Here is a 16,946-nt window from a genome sequence, read left to right on the forward strand (position 1 = left end):
GGTTGCGCAAGATGCTGTGGACTCATCGAGTCCCTTAAAATGAAAAAAAAACGACTCGACCCGGTTCAGCCCTTGCGACGGGGCAGGAAAATCAGCCCCATGATAGTGCCCAGCACGGCTGCAATCCCCAGCGAAAACAGCGGGCGTTCGCGCACGAACGTCACCGCGCGTTCAACCTTGCCTTCGCCTTCCTCATACAGGTCGGCGAATTCCTGGCGCGCCATGCCCGAAAGCTGGTCCATCTTGCCTTCCGCCTGCATGCCCATGTTGCCCGTCAGGCCACCGGCGGCGTCCTTCAGGCGGCCAACGCCTTCGTCCATGACGCCTTCGGCCTTTGTCTCGATGGTCTTTGCCTTGTCTTCCGACATCGTTCACACTCCGTTGTATCGCTTGGTTTGTAGCGTTGGCCTATAACGCCATGATGGCGCTTACGGTTCCGTACCGCCTATATCATGCATGATCATGTCCCCCTTGACGACCGCCCCCGCCACATTCCCCCCACCTTCGCCCGGCGTGACGCCCCCGTCACGCGCCCGCAAGCGGATCATGGCGCTGATTGTCGCAAGCCTCATGATGATGGAACAGATCGACGGCACGGCCCTGACCACGGCGCTGCCCGCCATGGCGGGGGATTTCCATGTCGATATTCCACAGACCAGCATCGCGCTGACGGTGTACATGCTGGGCCTTGCCGCCCTGATCCCGGCATCGGGCCACGTGGCCGAACGCTTTGGCAGCCGGACCACGCTGCGCTGCGCCATCGCGCTGTTCCTGTCGGGTTCGCTCCTGTGCGGCTGGGCGCCCAGCCTGCCGGTGCTGGCGCTGGCGCGGCTGGTGCAGGGGGCGGGTGGCGCGATGATGGTTCCCGTCGGGCGGCTGGTGATCCTGCAGAACGTGCCCAAGTCGGAACTGCTGTCCGCCATGGCGTGGGTCATGCTGCCCGCCACCATCGGTCCCATGGCCGGGCCCGTGCTGGGGGGCGTGCTGACATCGTGGCTGTCCTGGCGGTGGATTTTCTACATCAACATCCCGCTGGGGCTGCTTGCCATTGGCCTGACGGGGCGGTTCATTCCGCAGATCCGCGCGGCCCGGCCGCCACCGTTCGACCTGCGCGGCAACATCGTGTCCGCAACCGGGCTGGCGGGGCTGATCTTCGGCATGGAAATGCTGACCCATCCGGGTTTCCCGCCCATCATATCGGCGGGGCTGCTGCTGCTTGCCCCGCTCTGCGCCGTGGCCTACCTGCGCCATGCGCGTGGGACGGACCACCCGGTGCTGGACCTGTCGCTGCTGCGGGTGGCGACATTCCGCATCTCGGTCATGGCGGGCGGGTTTACGCGCATTGCGACAGCGGGGATCATCTTTCTCCTGCCATCCCTGCTGCAGACACGTTTTGGCGCAAGCGCGGCGCAGAGCGGGCTGATCACCTTCATCGCCCCCGTCGGCGCGCTGGCCATGCGGTTTGCCGCCCCCCGGATCTACCGTGGCCGGGGCTTCCGCGCCGTCATGTGCGTGACCTGCCTGGTGCTGCCGGCCGCCTGCCTGCTGCTGGCCGGGTTCAGGCCGGGCATGGACATGGGCTGGCTTCTGGGCCTGCTGGCGATCAACGGCATGGGGCAGACGCTGCTCTATACCGGCTACAACACCATCGCCTATGCCGACATGCCAAAGACGCGGATGGGCGCCGCCACCAGCCTGTATTCCACATGCCAGCAGGTCATGCTGACAATGGGCATATGCCTGTCCGCGGGCATTCTGGCCGCGGGCCGCGCGGTATTGCCCACGTCGTGGCTCGAACAGGACTACACCGTGGCCTTCGTGGCATGCGCGCTGATCTCGTCCATGGCGCTGCCGATCCTGCTGCGGCTGTCAGCCAATGCGGGGGCCACCATCAGTGGACATGACAATGCCATTACCACAAAGAAACGGAATTGAACCGTTGTGCGGTTTTCCCCTTCCCCGCCACAGATACAATGTTACATTCGCTAACTTCGACCCATTCGAAGCCATGTTAATACTGCGGCAAGGCGAATCAGAAACCTTGTCTTTATCAGCATGGCCCGGTCCTTCAGAGGCGTAGCCTTCGACAGGACGCCCGTTCGACAGCAGGCAGAAAACCGACCGCATGGATACAACTCCTCCCCCGCCCCGCAGTACCCCGGAAAACAGCACGCCGCCCACTGGCCGTCCACGGCGCGGGCGGCGCGTCCTTTATCTGGCGGGCGGGGCACTGGCTGTTGTCCTGGCGGTGGCCTTCCTGCGCCCCCATTCCACCACCAAGAAACACGCGGCCAGCGGCGACCAGCCGGTGGCGGTCACGACCGTCAGCCGTGGCGACATGCCCGTCATCCTGACGGAACTGGGCACGGTCGTGCCGATCACCAATGTCACGGTGCAGTCGCGTATCGACGGCTACCTCATGCAGGTGCTGTTCACCGAGGGGCAGCACGTGCACAAGGGCGACCTGCTGGCCCTGATCGACACCCGTCCGTACGAGGTGCTTCTGGCGCAGTACGAAGGGCAACTGGCGCAGGACATTGCCCAGCTTGAGGCGGCAAAGGTGGATAACGCCCGTTACCAGCGCCTGATCCGCCAGGACAGCGTCGCGGCCATGACGGCGAAGGACCAGCAGTACAAGGTCGAGCAGCTGGAAGGCACGGTCAAGTCCGACCAGGCGCAGGTGGACAACGAAAAGCTGCAGATCACCTACTGCCACATCCTGGCCCCGGTGGACGGGCGCGTGGGCATCCGTGCGGTGGACATGGGCAACTATATTACCGCAGGCCAGACCAACGGGCTGGTGACCCTGACGCAGATGCAGCCGATCTCCGTCATCTTCACCCTGCCTGAAAATGATATCGGCCCCGTGGCGGACCGCCTGCGTCAGGGCACGCCCCTGCCGGTGGAAGCATGGGACAGCGCCAACCTCAACAAGATCGCGACCGGACAGGTCAGCGTGCTGGACAGCCAGATCGACACCTCCACCGGCACGGTGCGCATGCGCGCGCTCTTCGCCAATTCGCAGGAAGAACTGTTCCCCAACCAGTTCGTCAACGCCCGCCTGCTGGTCAGCACCGACCATAATGTGCTGCTGGTGCCCACCAACGCCCTGCAGACCGGACCGAACGGCCAGTTCGTCTATGTGGTCAAGGCCGACAGCACCGTTGAGATGCGCAACGTCAAGACCAGCCATGCCAACAACACCATGACCGTGCTGACCGACGGGGTGAAGGAAGGCGAGCGCGTCGTGACCGACGGGGTGGATCACCTGCGCGATGGCGTGAAGGTCAGCATCCCGCAGCCGGGCGACACGACGACGGGCGCCACCACAAGCAAGGACAAGGGCTAGAGTGCGCGCGTCCACGCCAGCCCCCCTGCCTGACCGCCTGCCCCTGCCGCCGCCGGAGATTGCCGCGTGAACCCGTCCCGCCTGTTCATACACCGCCCGGTCGCGACCACCCTGCTCATGCTGGCCATCCTGCTGGCGGGGCTGCTGGGGTATCATTTCCTGCCTGTTTCCGCCCTGCCGGAAGTCGAATATCCCACCATCACGGTGCAGACCTTCTATCCCGGCGCCAGCCCGGACGTGATGGCGACCTCCGTCACCGCGCCGCTGGAAACCCAGCTGGGTGAAATGTCGGGGCTGGAGCAGATGACCTCGCGCTCGTCGGGCGGGGCATCGGTCATCACGCTGCGCTTCGGCCTGACCATGACCATGGACATTGCCGAACAGGAAGTGCAGGCCGCGATCAACCAGGCCAATTCCCTGCTGCCGACCGACCTGCCCGCGCCGCCGGTCTATGCCAAGGTCAATCCCGCCGACACGCCGGTCATGACGCTGGGCATTTCGTCCAAGACGATGCCACTGACGGAAGTGGAGGATTACGTCGATACCCGCCTGGCTGAAAAGATCAGCCAGATTTCGGGAGTGGGGCTGGTGACCCTTTCGGGTGGCAACCGCAAGGCGCTGCGGGTACGGGTCAACATTCCCAAGCTGACATCGTTCGGCATCGACCTTGATACGCTGCGCACCACCATCGGCAACGTGAACGTCAATTCCCCCACCGGCACGTTCGATGGCCCGCAGCGCGCGACCACGCTGCGCATTGACGGCCAGATTTCGGGCGTGGACCAGCTGCTCAATCAGGTCATCGCGTACCAGAACAACGGTCCCGTGCGCATCCGCGACGTGGCCAGCGTGGTCATCGGTCCCGAAAACACCGAACTGGCGGCCTGGGCCAACCGCACGCCAGCCCTGGTCATGAACGTGCAGCGCCAGCCGGGCGCCAACGTGATCGGGGTGGTGGACAACATCAAATACGCCCTGCCGCGCCTGCAGCAGTCGCTGCCGCCGGGCATCACCATAACCCCCCTGACCGACCGGACCACGACCATCCGCGCATCCGTCGAGGATGTGGAGTTCGAACTGGGCCTGGCGCTGGTGCTGGTGGTGGGCGTGATCTTCGTGTTCCTGCGCAACGTGCCGGCGACACTGATCCCCAGCCTGTCGGTGCCGCTGTCGCTGGTGGGGACGCTGGCGGTCATGTACCTGTTCGGCTTCTCGCTCGACAATCTCTCGCTCATGTCGCTCACCATCGCCACGGGTTTCGTGGTGGACGATGCCATCGTGATGATCGAGAACATCGCCCGTTACATCGAAATGGGCGACAGCCGCATGGAAGCCGCGCTGAAGGGCGCGGGTGAAATCGGGTTCACCATCATCTCGCTGACCATATCGCTGATCGCGGTGCTGATTCCGCTGCTGTTCATGGGCGACGTGGTCGGTCGCCTGTTCCATGAATTCGCCATGACGCTGGCGGTCACCATCATCCTGTCCGCCGTGGTCTCACTGACCCTGGTGCCGATGATGTGTGCACGCCTGCTGCATGAACGCGACACCAAACATGCCGAACCGGCATGGTCGGCCGCCGTCGAACGCTGGACGGTCGCGACAATCAATGGCTATGGCCGCGCGCTGGATGTGGTGCTGCGCCACCAGCGACTGACACTGGCGATATTTGGCGCGACCCTGTTGCTGACGGGCGCGCTGGCCGTGGTCATTCCCAAGGGCTTTTTCCCGGTACAGGACACGGGCGTGATCCAGGGCATTTCGGTCATGGAACAGTCCACGTCGTTCGCGGCCATGAAGCGCCACCAGCAGGAACTGGCCGACCGGATCCTGCACGATAAGGACGTGGCCAGCCTGTCCTCCTTCGTCGGCGTGGACGGGCAGAACGTGACGCTGAACCAGGGGCGCTTCCTCATCAACCTCAAGCCGGTGGACAGCCGCTCCGACACTGCGCAGGAAGTCGCGACACGCCTGCGCGCGGAAACGGCGGATATCGCGGGGGCGGACCTGTACCTGCAGCCGGTGCAGGACCTGTCGCTGGATACATCGGTCGCCGCGACGCAGTACCAGTTCCTGCTGGAAAACCCCAGCTATGACCAGTTCACGACATGGGTGCCGAAATTCATCGCGCGCCTGCAACAGGAAAAGGCGCTGTCGGACGTCACATCCGACCTGCAGGCCGCGGGCCTTGTGGCGCATGTCGACCTGGACCGCACCACGGGGGCACGGTACTCCATCACGCCCCAGACAATCGACAACGTGCTGTATGACAGCTTTGGCCAGCGCCAGATCTCGACCATCTTCACGCAGTCCAACCAGTACCGCGTGATCCTGGAGGCAACGCCGGCGTTCCAGCAGGACATGGGGTCGCTCAACCAGATCTATCTGCCCGGCATCAGCGGCAACGCGGGGGAAAGCACGTCGGGGCCGACGCGTTCGCCCACATCGGGGCTGGTGCCGCTGGCGTCCGTTACCAGTGTCACGCGCGATACCGCGCCGCTGCTGATCACCCATGTGGGGCAGTTCCCGGCCACGACCGTCTCGTTCAACGTCAGGTCCGGCTATGCGCTGGGGGATGCGACGGATGCGATCGAACGCGCGGCGAAGGACATCCACCTGCCATCCAGCTTCCAGACATCGTTCCAGGGCACGGCGGCGGCGTTCCGCAGTTCGCTGTCAAACGAGGCATGGCTGGTGCTGGCTGCCCTGATCGCGGTCTATATCGTGCTGGGCATCCTGTATGAAAGCTTCGTCCATCCCATCACCATCCTGTCCACCCTGCCCTCCGCCGGTGTTGGCGCGCTGCTGGCGCTGTGGATCACGGGATCGGGGCTGGATGTCATGGGCATCATCGGGCTGGTGCTGCTGATCGGCATCGTCAAGAAAAACGCGATCATGATGATCGACTTCGCGCTGGAAGCCGAACGGGTGGAGGGCATGACCTCGCTGCATTCCATCCGCCATGCCGCCCTGCTGCGTTTCCGCCCCATCCTGATGACCACGCTGGCGGCCATGCTGGGGGCCGTGCCCATGATGCTGGGCACCGGCACCGGTTCGGAACTGCGCCGCCCCCTGGGCATCGCCATTGTCGGCGGGCTTGCGGTCAGCCAGTTGCTGACGCTGTTCACCACGCCGGTCATCTACCTGCTCATGGACGGCATCAGCCAGAAGCTGTCGCGCCGCTTTGGCAATGCTGATGACAAGGGCAAGGATGGGCTGCCCGGACCACAGGCGCAGGCATGACGCCGCTTTCGATCTTTGTCCGCAGGCCGGTGGCCACGGTGCTGCTGACGGTGGCGCTGATCATTGGCGGCATCATCGGCTATACCACGCTGCCGGTGGCCGACATGCCCAACGTGGATTTCCCGGTGATACAGGTGCAGGCCCAGCAGGCCGGTGGCTCCCCCGAGGAAATCGCCAGTTCCGTCGCAGCCCCGCTGGAGCGGCATCTGGGCGCGATCGCGGGCCTGAACGAAATGACATCGCAGTCATCGGCCAACCAGGAGCGGATCACGCTGCAGTTCTCGCTTGACCGCGACATCAACGGGGCCGCGCGTGATGTGGAGGCCGCCCTGCAGGCGGCCCATGCGGACCTGCCCTCCTCGCTGCGACAGAACCCGAGCTATTTCAAGGCCAACCCCAACGGCGCGCCGGTCATGATCCTGGCGCTGACATCGCGCACCCGTACGGCTGCACAGCTTTATGACCTTGCATCGAACGTGCTGCAGCAGCACCTCTCGCAGATACAGGGCGTGGGGCAGGTCGAAATCGGTGGCAGTTCGCTGCCTGCGGTGCGGGTGGAGATGAACCCGCTGGCGCTGTACAAATTCGGCATAGGGTTCGAGGATATCCGCGCCGCCCTCGCCTCGGCCAACGCCCATACGCCAAAGGGCTTCATCGACCAGGGCGACCACCGTTTCGTGCTGGCGACCAACGACCAGGCGCATAATGCGCAGGCCTACCGTGACCTGATCGTGGCCTATCATGACAGCCGCCCCGTCAGGCTGGAGGACGTGGCCTATGTCCATGATGGTGTGGAGGACGTGCGCAACGCCGGTTACGTGGATGGCAGGCACGGGGTCCTGGCCATCATCTTTGCGCAGGCCGGCGCCAACATCATCAACACCAATGACCAGATCCGCGCCAAGCTGCCCATGCTGCGCGACGCCCTGCCGGCCGACGTGGACCTTGGCAAATTCATGGACCGGTCCACCACAATCCGCGCGGCCCTGGCCGATACGCAGTTCACGCTGGTGCTATCGGTCTTCCTGGTGGTGCTGGTGGTGCTCCTGTTCCTGCGCTCGCCGCGCATCACCATCATTCCCGCCATCGTGGTGCCGACATCCATCATCGCCGCCTTTGGCGCGATGAAGCTGCTGGGCTATTCCATCGACAACCTGTCGCTCATGGCGCTGACCATTTCGACCGGTTTCGTGGTGGATGACGCCATTGTGGTCGTTGAAAACATAAGCCGCCACATGGAAGCGGGCATGGACCGCCTGCAGGCCACCCTGCTGGGCACGCGGGAGGTGGCGTTCACGGTCCTGTCCATTACCGTATCGCTGATCGCGGTGTTTCTGCCCATCCTGCTGCTCAGCGGCGTGGCGGGGCGCCTGTTCCATGAATTCGCCATGACGATGTCACTGACCATTGTCATTTCCATGATGCTGTCGCTGTCGCTGACGCCCATGCTGACCTCCCGCCTGCTGCGCCCGCATCTGGCGGCCCCGTCAAAGGGGGTTTTCGGCCGGATTGGCGCATGGCTGGAACATGCGCTGAGCGCGGCCCAGCAGGGATATGCCAGTTCGCTAGAATGGGCGCTGACGCACCGTCGGATCACCATCCTGTCGCTGCCCATAACCATTGCCATCATGGTCGGGCTGTTCATCAAGATGCCCAAGAGCCTGTTTCCCGAATCCGATACCGGCATGCTGATGGGACACCTGATGGGCGATCAGTCCATTTCGTTCCAGGCCATGCAGGGCAAGATCGCCACCACGCAGCAGGCCATCATGGCGGACCGGGACGTGGCGCATGTCATGGGGTTCATGGGCGGGCGCGGCAGTTCCAACCAGGCCAACATGTTCGTGACGCTGAAGGACAAGTCGCTGCGCAATGATACGCCCGCGCAGACCATTGCCCGCATCACGCGCCGGTTGCACAACATGGTGGGGGCGACATTCTACATGTCCGCGCCGGGACAGCTGCGCATAGGCGGACGGCAGAGCAATGCGGCCTACCAGTATTCGCTGCATTCCGATTCCTCCAAGGACCTGTACAAATGGATGCCGCTGCTGGTCAGCGCATTGCAAAAGCATCCCGAACTGTCCGATATTTCATCGGACGTGCTGCAGGGCGGCTCGGCGCTGGATGTGCAGATAGACCGCGATACCGCAAGCCGCCTGAACATTACGCCCCAGCTTGTGTCCAACACGCTGTATGACGCCTATGGCCAGCGTTCGGCCTCGGTCATCTACAATGCCCTCAACCAGTACCGCGTGGTGATGGAAGTCGAGCCACGATTCTGGAAAGACCCGACCACGCTCAAGCAGGTCTGGGTCAGTGTCGCCGGTGGTACGGCGGGTGGTGGCACGCAGTCCAATACCATCCGGGTCAAGACGGATACGGGCACCACGGAATCACAGCTGAGCGAAGAATCCTTCCGCAACCAGGTGGCCAACACGCTGGCGGGTGGCAACAGCGCCTCCACCGGGTCGGCCGTGTCCACCAGTTCGGAAGCCATGGTGCCGCTGACACTGGTATCGGTACTCAAGCCCACCAAGACGGCGCTGAGCATCAACCATGACGGGCAGTCGGTTTCCAGCACGGTCTCGTTCAATCTGGCCAATAGCGTCCCGCTGAGCCAGGCGGTGCGGATCATCAACGAGGAAACCGTGCGCCTGCACATGCCCGCCAACATCCAGGGCAATTTCGCCGGTAACGCCGCGCAGTTCCAGAAATCGGTCAACAACGAACCGCTGCTGATCCTTGCCGCCCTGGCAGCGGTGTACATGACGCTGGGCATTCTGTATGAAAGTTACGTGCATCCGCTGACCATCCTGTCCACCCTGCCCTCGGCCGGGGTGGGGGCGCTGCTGGCGCTGCAGTTTTTTGGCGAGGCCTTTTCGCTGATCGCCATGATCGGGGTGATCCTGCTGATCGGCATCGTCAAGAAAAACGCCATCATGCTGGTGGACTTCGCCATCACGGCCGAACGGGAAGAAGGCCATAGCGCGCTTGATTCGATCCGCATGGCCTGCCTGCTGCGTTTCCGCCCGATCATGATGACCACCTTTGCTGCGGCACTGGGCGCGCTGCCCCTTATATTCGGCCATGGTTATGGCGCCGAACTGCGCCGCCCGCTGGGCATCGCCATTGTGGGCGGGCTGTTGGTCAGTCAGGCGCTGACGCTTTACACGACGCCGGTTGTCTATCTCTATCTCGACCATCTGGGGATAGCCTGCCGCGCATTCTTCAACCGGCTGTATGGACGGCTGTCCCGACGCCATCGTCTTTCCCACCAGCAGGATTCCTGAACCGGATGACACCTTTTTCGCCATCCCCCGGCCGTGCCGCCATCCGCCCGTCCCGCGTCTCCCGCCGCTCCGCCGCGCGCCTTGCGCTGGTGGCCCTGCCAATCATGGCGCTGGCGGGATGCATGGTGGGGCCGAAATACCATCGTCCGGCCGCGATCGTGTCCCCGCGCTTCAAGGAACTGCGCCCCGAACCGGGATGGGAAATGGCCAACCCCAAGCTGGCCGAACTGCCCAAGCATGACTGGTGGACGATCTATAACGATCCCATCCTGAACGGGCTGGAATCACAGGTCGCGATTTCCAACCAGAACATCAAGCAGTACGAAGCCAGCTACCGTAACGCCCGCGCCATGATCGACAGCGTGCGCGCGCAGCTTTTCCCGACCATCAGTGGCAGCCTGGGCTTCAACCGCGATGGCCATGGCGCGGGTTCGCTGTCCTCATCGGGCAGCAACTATGCACGCGCGGGTTCGACATACAACACCTATGACATCGGCCCCAGCGCCAGATGGGATCTAGACATATGGGGCAAGATCCGCCGGCAGGTGCAGGAACAGGTCACGGCGGCACAGGCCAGCGCCGCCGATCTGGCCAACGCCACGCTGTCATACCAGGCACAGCTGGCGACGGCCTATTTCAACATGCGCTATCAGGACAGCCTGACGGACCTGTTGCAACGTTACGTCCATTTCAACGAACAGGCGCTGCAGATCACCCAGAACCAGTTCGAGGCCGGGACCGCCGATCCCACCGCCGTCCTACAGGCCCGCACGACACTGGAGCAGAACCGCGCCTCCCTGATCCAGGCCGGGATCAACCGCGCGCAGTATGAACATGCCATTGCCGTGCTGATCGGCAAGCCGCCCGCCGATGTCACCCTGCCCCCGGCGGAACTGTCGCGCACGGTGCCGCCCATTCCGGTCACGGTGCCAGCCGACCTGCTGCAGCGCCGCCCCGATATTGCCGCCGCCGAACGCACGATGGAGGAATACAACGCCATGATCGGCGCAGACATGGCGGCGTTCTATCCGGACATCACCATCAACGCCAGCTATGAACAGAGCGGCGGCGACCCGGTGACGTCGCTGATGTCAGCAATGAACCGCGTCTGGTCGCTGGGGGCATCCGCCACCGAGATCCTGTTTGAAGGCGGGTCGCGCACGGCCGCCGTGCATGAAGCCAATGCCCAGTATGACAGTGCTGTGGCGACCTACCGCCAGACCGTCCTGACTGCATTGCAGAGCACGGAAGATCAGCTATCCAACCTGCGTATTCTGGCGCAGCAGGCGCAGCAGCAGCAGAAGGCACTGGATTTCGCCAACCGCACGGTCGAGGTCTCGCTGAACCAGTACCGGGCCGGGACCGAAATCTATACCACCGTCATCACTAACGAGAATTCGGCGCTGAGCGATGCCGAAACCCTCCTGGGCATACAACAGCAGCGCATTGTGGACAGCGTAAGCCTAGTGCAGGCGCTGGGCGGTGGATGGGATGCTTCGCGCCTGCCATCGAAGAACTCGTTGCAGAAGGACAATCCCCTCCTGCCCTCCTTCATCCAGAAGGACACCAACAAATAGGTAGAAAAAAACCCCCTGCGCCGGTGGCGACAGGGGGTTTTTCATAAGAATGGGCCGCTAGCCGTTAAAAAGCGATTTGGCCGAAAACAGTACGATCAGGACCACGACCACAAAAGCCAGGATGGCGATAAAGAACAGTATTTTCGCCATTCCGGCCGAAACGGCGGAAATGCCACTGAAGCCAAACAGCCCGGCGACCAGCGAAACAATCAAAAAGAACAGCGCCAGTTTCAGCATGGCATTTTTCCCTGCAAATCAGTCATGCTGCCTTAAACGCGACAGCACCGTATATGTTGCCCTATGCCCGCCGGCGCAGGAACACGCTGGCCAGAAAGCCCAGCACCGATGCGCCAAACAGCGCGAACAGCGGTCGGTCGGCCGTCACGTCACGCAGGGTATCAAGAATTTCCCCCATGCCCCGCTGGGCTACGCCACCCGCGCCCTGCAGCCGTCCTGACAGCGGGGTGCCCGTATCCCCGACAAAGCCATCCAGACCATCCTGAAGCCGACCGATGCCTTCTTCCAGATGCGCTTCAAAATTGGGGGGATTTGCCATGTTCGATATTCCCTTGCTTGCCATCGGGGGATAAGGGAAATCCCGTCTCCCCCCTGCCCATGCCGTCATGCCCGCAGGCAACAGGCCCGTGACAGCAGACTTATCATATCTCCGATGCCTGCCAATAGGCCGCATCCGCGCCGGGATCCGGCTCCCCCGCAATCAGTCGGCGCATGCGCTCCGCCATTGCGCGCATGCCCGGCGCGGTGTTGTCGCGTGGCCGTGCACCCACCGCGAAATCCCCCCGCAGCCCTGCAGGCTGTCCTTCCAGAATGATGATCCGGTCCGCCAGAATCAGGGCCTCGTCCAGATCATGGGTCACGAACAGCACCGTTCCGTGCCGCCGGGCATGGATACGCAGCAGTTCATCCTGCAGGGCACCGCGCGTGATGGCGTCTAGCGCACCAAAGGGTTCGTCCATCAGCAGCAGGTCCGGCTCCACCGTCAGTGCGCGCGCAACCCCCACGCGCTGGCGCTGCCCACCCGAAAGCTGGCGTGGCCACCTGTCCGCCGTATCCGCAAGCCCCACCAGTTCCAGCGCCGCCATGGCCCGTTCGCGCCGCTGCGGGCGTGTCAGTCCCAGCCCTTCCAGACCCAGTTCCACATTGCGCAGCACGCTGCGCCACGGCATGAGCTTGGCGTCCTGAAACACCATGGCCGCCGGGCGATGCGCCGCCGTGGGGGACGCATGCAGGCTGACCGTGCCCTCGCTGGGCTGGACCAGTCCCATGATGACCCGCAGCAATGTGGACTTGCCCACGCCGGACGGGCCGAGCACGGCCACGAATTCGCCACGCCTGATTTCAAGATTCACATGCCGCAGGATAAAGCTGTGCCCATGGTCATGCGACAGGCCGATATTTTCCAGCCTGACCACCACATCGTCCGTGTCCGTTACCACCGCGTTCATCCCTGCCAGCCCAGCAGCCTTTTGCGCACCAGCATGAACGCCGTGTCAGTCAGGGCATACAGCAGTGCCATGGTCAGCATGTAGACCACCACAAGGTCGGTCGCCAGCAGGCTGGACGCCTGCATCATCCGCGCGCCAATGCCGGGCACGCCGAACAGTTCCGCCGCGACGACCGACATCCATGCCTGGCCCAGACCAGTGCGCAGCCCCGCCAGCACGCCGGGGGCCGAGGCCGGAATGACTACCGTGCGCAGTCGCGCCAAGAACCCGCCATGGCCAAAGGACGCCGCAACTTCATACAGGTCCGGGTCAATCGCCTGCACGGCCCCGTAGGCGGCATAAAAATTGATCCAGAACACTGAAATGGCGATCACGAACGTGGCCCCCGCTGTATCCAGCCCGAACCACAGGATGGCGAACGGCACCCATGCCAGCCCCGGTATGGGCCGCAATACCCGCACGACGCCGGACAGCAATCCGTCCAGCAGCGGCACCGTGCCGCATAGCAGGCCGGTCAGCATGCCCAGGACTGAACCGATGACCAGTCCCATCACGTAATGGGTCAGGCTGTCCCTGATGGCCTGTATCCATGCCCCGCTGCGCACTTCTTCCAGCCATGCCGGGCCAAGGCTGCTGGGTGCGGGCAGCAGGCCGGATGGCACCCAGCCCAGCCGGATGGAGGCTTCCCATGCCCCGAACAGCACAATCAGGCCCACCACCCCGAGCAGCGGTCGCGTCCAGATGGAACGGGAAGGCGTCATTGTGCGATCTGCCGGTAACTTTCAAGGTCGAACAGCGCCGCCACCGGTTCCGCCTTGCGTAATAAACCGCTCTGCACCTCGAAATCCTGCAATTTGCTTACGGCGTCCATGATGCTGGCGGGATCGGACACATAATCATGCGCCGATACCTTCAGCGCCTCGATAATGATGTCCCTGGGCAGCATGCCCCCACCCAGCGCCTGCTGGACATAGGGTTCCGCCTGTTCCGGATCGGTGGCCAGCAGGTGCGTGGCCTTCACGAAACCGGCCAGGAACGCGTTTTTCCATGCCGCGCGATCCGGTGCGTCCTCGTTGACGATCGCCAGCACGGAGCCCGGCTGCCCTGGCATGAGGTCATGCCCCGACGCCAGCACCCGCATGCCGGGCATGCGATGGCGGATAATGGTCAGCGCCGGTTCGCGCAGGATGGCGCCATCGACCGCACCGGCCAGAAAAGCCTGCTGGGCTGCATCAATATCAATGCCGACAATATCCGCCACCTGCGCCGGATCCAGTCCGTTGCGGACCTTGAGCCAGTATCGCAGCAGCGTATCGGGCACCGACCCGAGGGGCTGGGCCGCAATCTTGGGCCTGTGCCCCGCCTTCGTGGCGAAATCCGCGAAACGCTGACGGACCTCATCAGCACCCAGCCCCGCAGGCTGTTCTGGCAGGCCATCCGCCAGCGCACCGCGGGAGACGATTTCGAGTTCCTCGGTCGCGGCACTGGCCACGACCTTTACATCCGCCCCATGCGCACGCGCCTGCAGCAGCGGCAGGACACCCGCCACATAGGCGTCGATCTTGCCCGATACCAGCGCCTGGATGGCCTGCGGCCCGGACTGGAACCGGACCAGTTGCATGTCGATACCCGCGTCGCGCGCCCAGTTCTTGCCCTGCATGACAAACAGCGGCGCCGACCCGATGACAGGAATGTACCCCACCCGCACTGTCGCAGCCTGGACACTGCCACACAGGCCGATCACGGCGGTCATGGCATAAAGCCCGCGGCGTATCACACGCCCGAAAACTGATCCTGTCATGGCTGAAGCCCTGTCTGCTGCGCAGGGATGGTCCTGCATGTCGAAAGCGTATCGAAATATACATATCGTGATCGAATATCCATATCACGACGACAGAATGCCGGACTGGCTGCCAACATAAAAAAAACCCGGCCAGAGGCCGGGCTTTTTCACGCAGGAACCGAAGTGCCTCAGGCTGCCAGATGGTCTTCCTGAGTGGCTTCCGGACGCGGACCGCTGTCCTTGCCCTTTGCCGACACATCGCGGTCAACCAGTTCGATCACAGCCATGTCGGCTGCATCACCGTGGCGCATGCCCGCACGCAGCACGCGGGTGTAACCACCCTGACGTGCCTTGTAACGGTCGGCCACCGTGTCGAACAGCTTGGACACGATCTTGTCGTCACGCAGCTGGGCGAAAGCCTGACGGCGGGCGTGCAGATTGCCACGCTTGCCAAGGGTGATCAGCTTTTCCACAACCGGGCGCAGTTCCTTCGCCTTCGGCAGCGTGGTGGTGATCTGTTCGTGCTTGATCAGGGCGACAGCCATGTTGCGAAACATGGCCAGTCGATGGGACGAGGTAACGCCGAGCTTACGGCCGGCAACACCGTGACGCATGATGTAATTTCCTGTTTTATCCGGTTCCGAGGATCAGAACGGCTCGTCGAGCCTCTTGGCCAGATCTTCGATATTTTCCGGCGGCCACGCCGGGACATTCATACCCAGTGAAAGCCCCATGGCGGTCAGGACTTCCTTGATCTCATTGAGCGACTTGCGGCCGAAGTTCGGCGTGCGCAGCATCTCCTGCTCGGTCTTCTGAACCAGATCACCGATATAGACGATGTTGTCGTTCTTCAGGCAGTTCGCGCTACGGACCGACAGTTCCAGTTCGTCAACCTTGCGCAGCAGGTTACGGTTGAACGGCAGGTCATCCTGCGGCTCCTCCGTACGCACGGTGCGCGGTTCGTCAAAGTTGATGAACAGCTGCAGCTGGTCCTGAAGGATACGCGCGGCAAGCGCCACGGCATCTTCCGGCGTGACCGCGCCATTCGTCTCGACCGTCAGCAGCAGGCGATCATAGTCGGTGACCTGACCCACACGGGTCTGTTCCACCTTGTAGGATACGCGCCGCACGGGCGAGTAGATGGCATCAACCGGGATCAGGCCGATCGGCGCGTCTTCCGGGCGGTTGGCCGCCGCGGTGACATACCCCTTGCCCATGTTCACGGTGAATTCCATCCCGAACTTCACCCCTTCATCAAGGGTGCAGATCACGAGGTCGGGGTTCATGACTTCGATATCATGACCCGTCTGGATCTGTCCGGCACGCACTTCGCCCGGGCCCGTGGCCGTCAGCACCATGCGCTTCGGCCCCTCACCATGCATCCGCAGCGCGAGCTGCTTGATGTTGAGGACGATGTCGGTCACGTCTTCACGAACGCCCGCCACCGACGAGAATTCATGCAGCACGCCGTCAATCTGGATTGCCGTAACCGCAGCCCCCTGCAGGGACGACAGCAGAACCCGACGGATCGCGTTACCCAGCGTCATGCCAAAGCCGCGTTCCAGCGGTTCGGCAACGACTGTGGCAATGCGTGAAGGTTCCGCCCCCGGTTCGACTTCCAGCTTTTCCGGCTTGATCAGGGATTGCCAGTTTTTCTGGAGGACCAAGGTAATGGCCTTTCAAGACTGATCTGCCACCCGTTACGATGGCAGATGGTACCCTGCGGCAGGATACCGGAATGACAATCTTCCCCCGCATGCGGGGGAATACGACTAAGCAGATTGCGGTTCAGACGCGACGGCGCTTGCGCGGACGGCAGCCGTTGTGCGGAACCGGCGTCATGTCACGGATGGCCGTGATCGAGAAACCGACAGCCTGCAGGGCACGCAGTGCGCTCTCACGCCCCGACCCGGGACCGGAAACCTCGATTTCCAGCGTCTCCATGCCGTGTTCACGTGCCTTGCGGCCCGCATCCTCGGCGGCAACCTGCGCCGCGTACGGCGTGGACTTGCGCGATCCCTTGAAGCCCTGGGCACCGGCGGAAGACCAGGCAATCGCATTGCCCTGTGCATCCGAGATGGTGATCATGGTGTTGTTAAAGGTGGACAGCACATGCGCCACACCGGAAATGATGTTTTTCCGCTCTTTCTTGCGAATACGCGGAGCCGCAGCTTTCGCCATAGTTTTCTCGATCCTGTCAGTTCAAACGGCGCATGGGGCGGGCTGCCCCCCATG

14 protein-coding genes are annotated in these 16,946 nt (G+C 63.1%); 5 read left to right on the top strand and 9 right to left on the bottom strand.

All coding sequences use genetic code 11. From position 1 onward, the window contains the following. Positions 1 to 65 precede the first annotated feature (65 nt). Positions 66 to 368: a CsbD family protein gene (locus tag GEU01_RS00615; protein ID WP_010506670.1), complete on the bottom strand. Its 303-nt coding sequence runs from the start codon at positions 366 to 368 to the stop codon at positions 66 to 68. Between the two features lie 178 nt (positions 369 to 546). On the opposite strand from GEU01_RS00615, the gene GEU01_RS00625 reads away from it, so the two are divergent. The 5 genes from GEU01_RS00625 (at position 547) to GEU01_RS00645 (ending at position 11,462) form a co-directional block, all read left to right on the top strand. Then, positions 547 to 1,935 (top strand): MFS transporter, encoded by a 1,389-nt coding sequence (locus GEU01_RS00625; protein ID WP_019084540.1) that lies wholly within the window; start codon positions 547 to 549, stop codon positions 1,933 to 1,935. A 190-nt stretch (positions 1,936 to 2,125) separates the two neighbouring features. Beyond that, a complete protein-coding gene (locus GEU01_RS00630) occupies positions 2,126 to 3,349 on the top strand; it encodes an MdtA/MuxA family multidrug efflux RND transporter periplasmic adaptor subunit (RefSeq protein WP_010506675.1) in 1,224 nt (407 codons plus the stop codon). Between the two features lie 66 nt (positions 3,350 to 3,415). Next, positions 3,416 to 6,592, top strand: a complete 3,177-nt coding sequence (locus GEU01_RS00635; protein ID WP_010506676.1) for an efflux RND transporter permease subunit — start codon at positions 3,416 to 3,418, stop codon at positions 6,590 to 6,592. After that, the gene (locus GEU01_RS00640) at positions 6,589 to 9,885 is read left to right on the top strand and encodes an efflux RND transporter permease subunit (RefSeq protein ID WP_019084541.1); all 3,297 of its coding nucleotides are present in this window, start codon (positions 6,589 to 6,591) and stop codon (positions 9,883 to 9,885) included. Before GEU01_RS00635 ends, GEU01_RS00640 begins: the two co-directional genes overlap by 4 nt. Positions 9,886 to 9,890: 5 nt before the next feature. After that, positions 9,891 to 11,462, top strand: coding sequence for an efflux transporter outer membrane subunit (locus tag GEU01_RS00645; protein ID WP_019084542.1), 1,572 nt, complete (start codon positions 9,891 to 9,893; stop codon positions 11,460 to 11,462). Between the two features lie 57 nt (positions 11,463 to 11,519). On the opposite strand, the gene GEU01_RS00650 is transcribed toward GEU01_RS00645, so the two are convergent. The 8 genes from GEU01_RS00650 to rpsK form a co-directional block, all read right to left on the bottom strand. Then, the gene (locus GEU01_RS00650; RefSeq protein WP_010506679.1) at positions 11,520 to 11,699 is read right to left on the bottom strand and encodes a DUF1328 domain-containing protein; all 180 of its coding nucleotides are present in this window, start codon (positions 11,697 to 11,699) and stop codon (positions 11,520 to 11,522) included. A gap of 61 nt (positions 11,700 to 11,760) precedes the next feature. Then, a complete protein-coding gene (locus GEU01_RS00655; RefSeq protein ID WP_010506680.1) occupies positions 11,761 to 12,018 on the bottom strand; it encodes a hypothetical protein in 258 nt (85 codons plus the stop codon). 103 nt (positions 12,019 to 12,121) lie between these two features. Next, a complete protein-coding gene (locus GEU01_RS00660; RefSeq protein WP_019084544.1) occupies positions 12,122 to 12,928 on the bottom strand; it encodes an ABC transporter ATP-binding protein in 807 nt (268 codons plus the stop codon). Then, positions 12,925 to 13,689: an ABC transporter permease gene (locus tag GEU01_RS00665; RefSeq protein WP_019084545.1), complete on the bottom strand. Its 765-nt coding sequence runs from the start codon at positions 13,687 to 13,689 to the stop codon at positions 12,925 to 12,927. The genes GEU01_RS00660 and GEU01_RS00665 overlap by 4 nt, the downstream gene beginning before the upstream one ends. Further along, positions 13,686 to 14,729, bottom strand: a complete 1,044-nt coding sequence (locus GEU01_RS00670; RefSeq protein ID WP_019084546.1) for an ABC transporter substrate-binding protein — start codon at positions 14,727 to 14,729, stop codon at positions 13,686 to 13,688. The genes GEU01_RS00665 and GEU01_RS00670 overlap by 4 nt, the downstream gene beginning before the upstream one ends. 170 nt (positions 14,730 to 14,899) lie before the next feature. Beyond that, entirely contained in the window at positions 14,900 to 15,325 is a 426-nt protein-coding gene (gene rplQ, locus GEU01_RS00675; RefSeq protein WP_010506694.1) for a 50S ribosomal protein L17, read from the bottom strand. Positions 15,326 to 15,358: 33 nt separating this feature from the next. Next, positions 15,359 to 16,378 (bottom strand): DNA-directed RNA polymerase subunit alpha, encoded by a 1,020-nt coding sequence (locus tag GEU01_RS00680; RefSeq protein ID WP_019084547.1) that lies wholly within the window; start codon positions 16,376 to 16,378, stop codon positions 15,359 to 15,361. Between the two features lie 121 nt (positions 16,379 to 16,499). Then, positions 16,500 to 16,892 (bottom strand): 30S ribosomal protein S11, encoded by a 393-nt coding sequence (rpsK, locus tag GEU01_RS00685; RefSeq protein WP_003621069.1) that lies wholly within the window; start codon positions 16,890 to 16,892, stop codon positions 16,500 to 16,502. Positions 16,893 to 16,946 lie beyond the last annotated feature (54 nt).

Origin of the sequence: Komagataeibacter europaeus LMG 18890 (assembly GCF_000285295.1) — a bacterium.
Classification (GTDB): domain Bacteria; phylum Pseudomonadota; class Alphaproteobacteria; order Acetobacterales; family Acetobacteraceae; genus Komagataeibacter; species Komagataeibacter europaeus.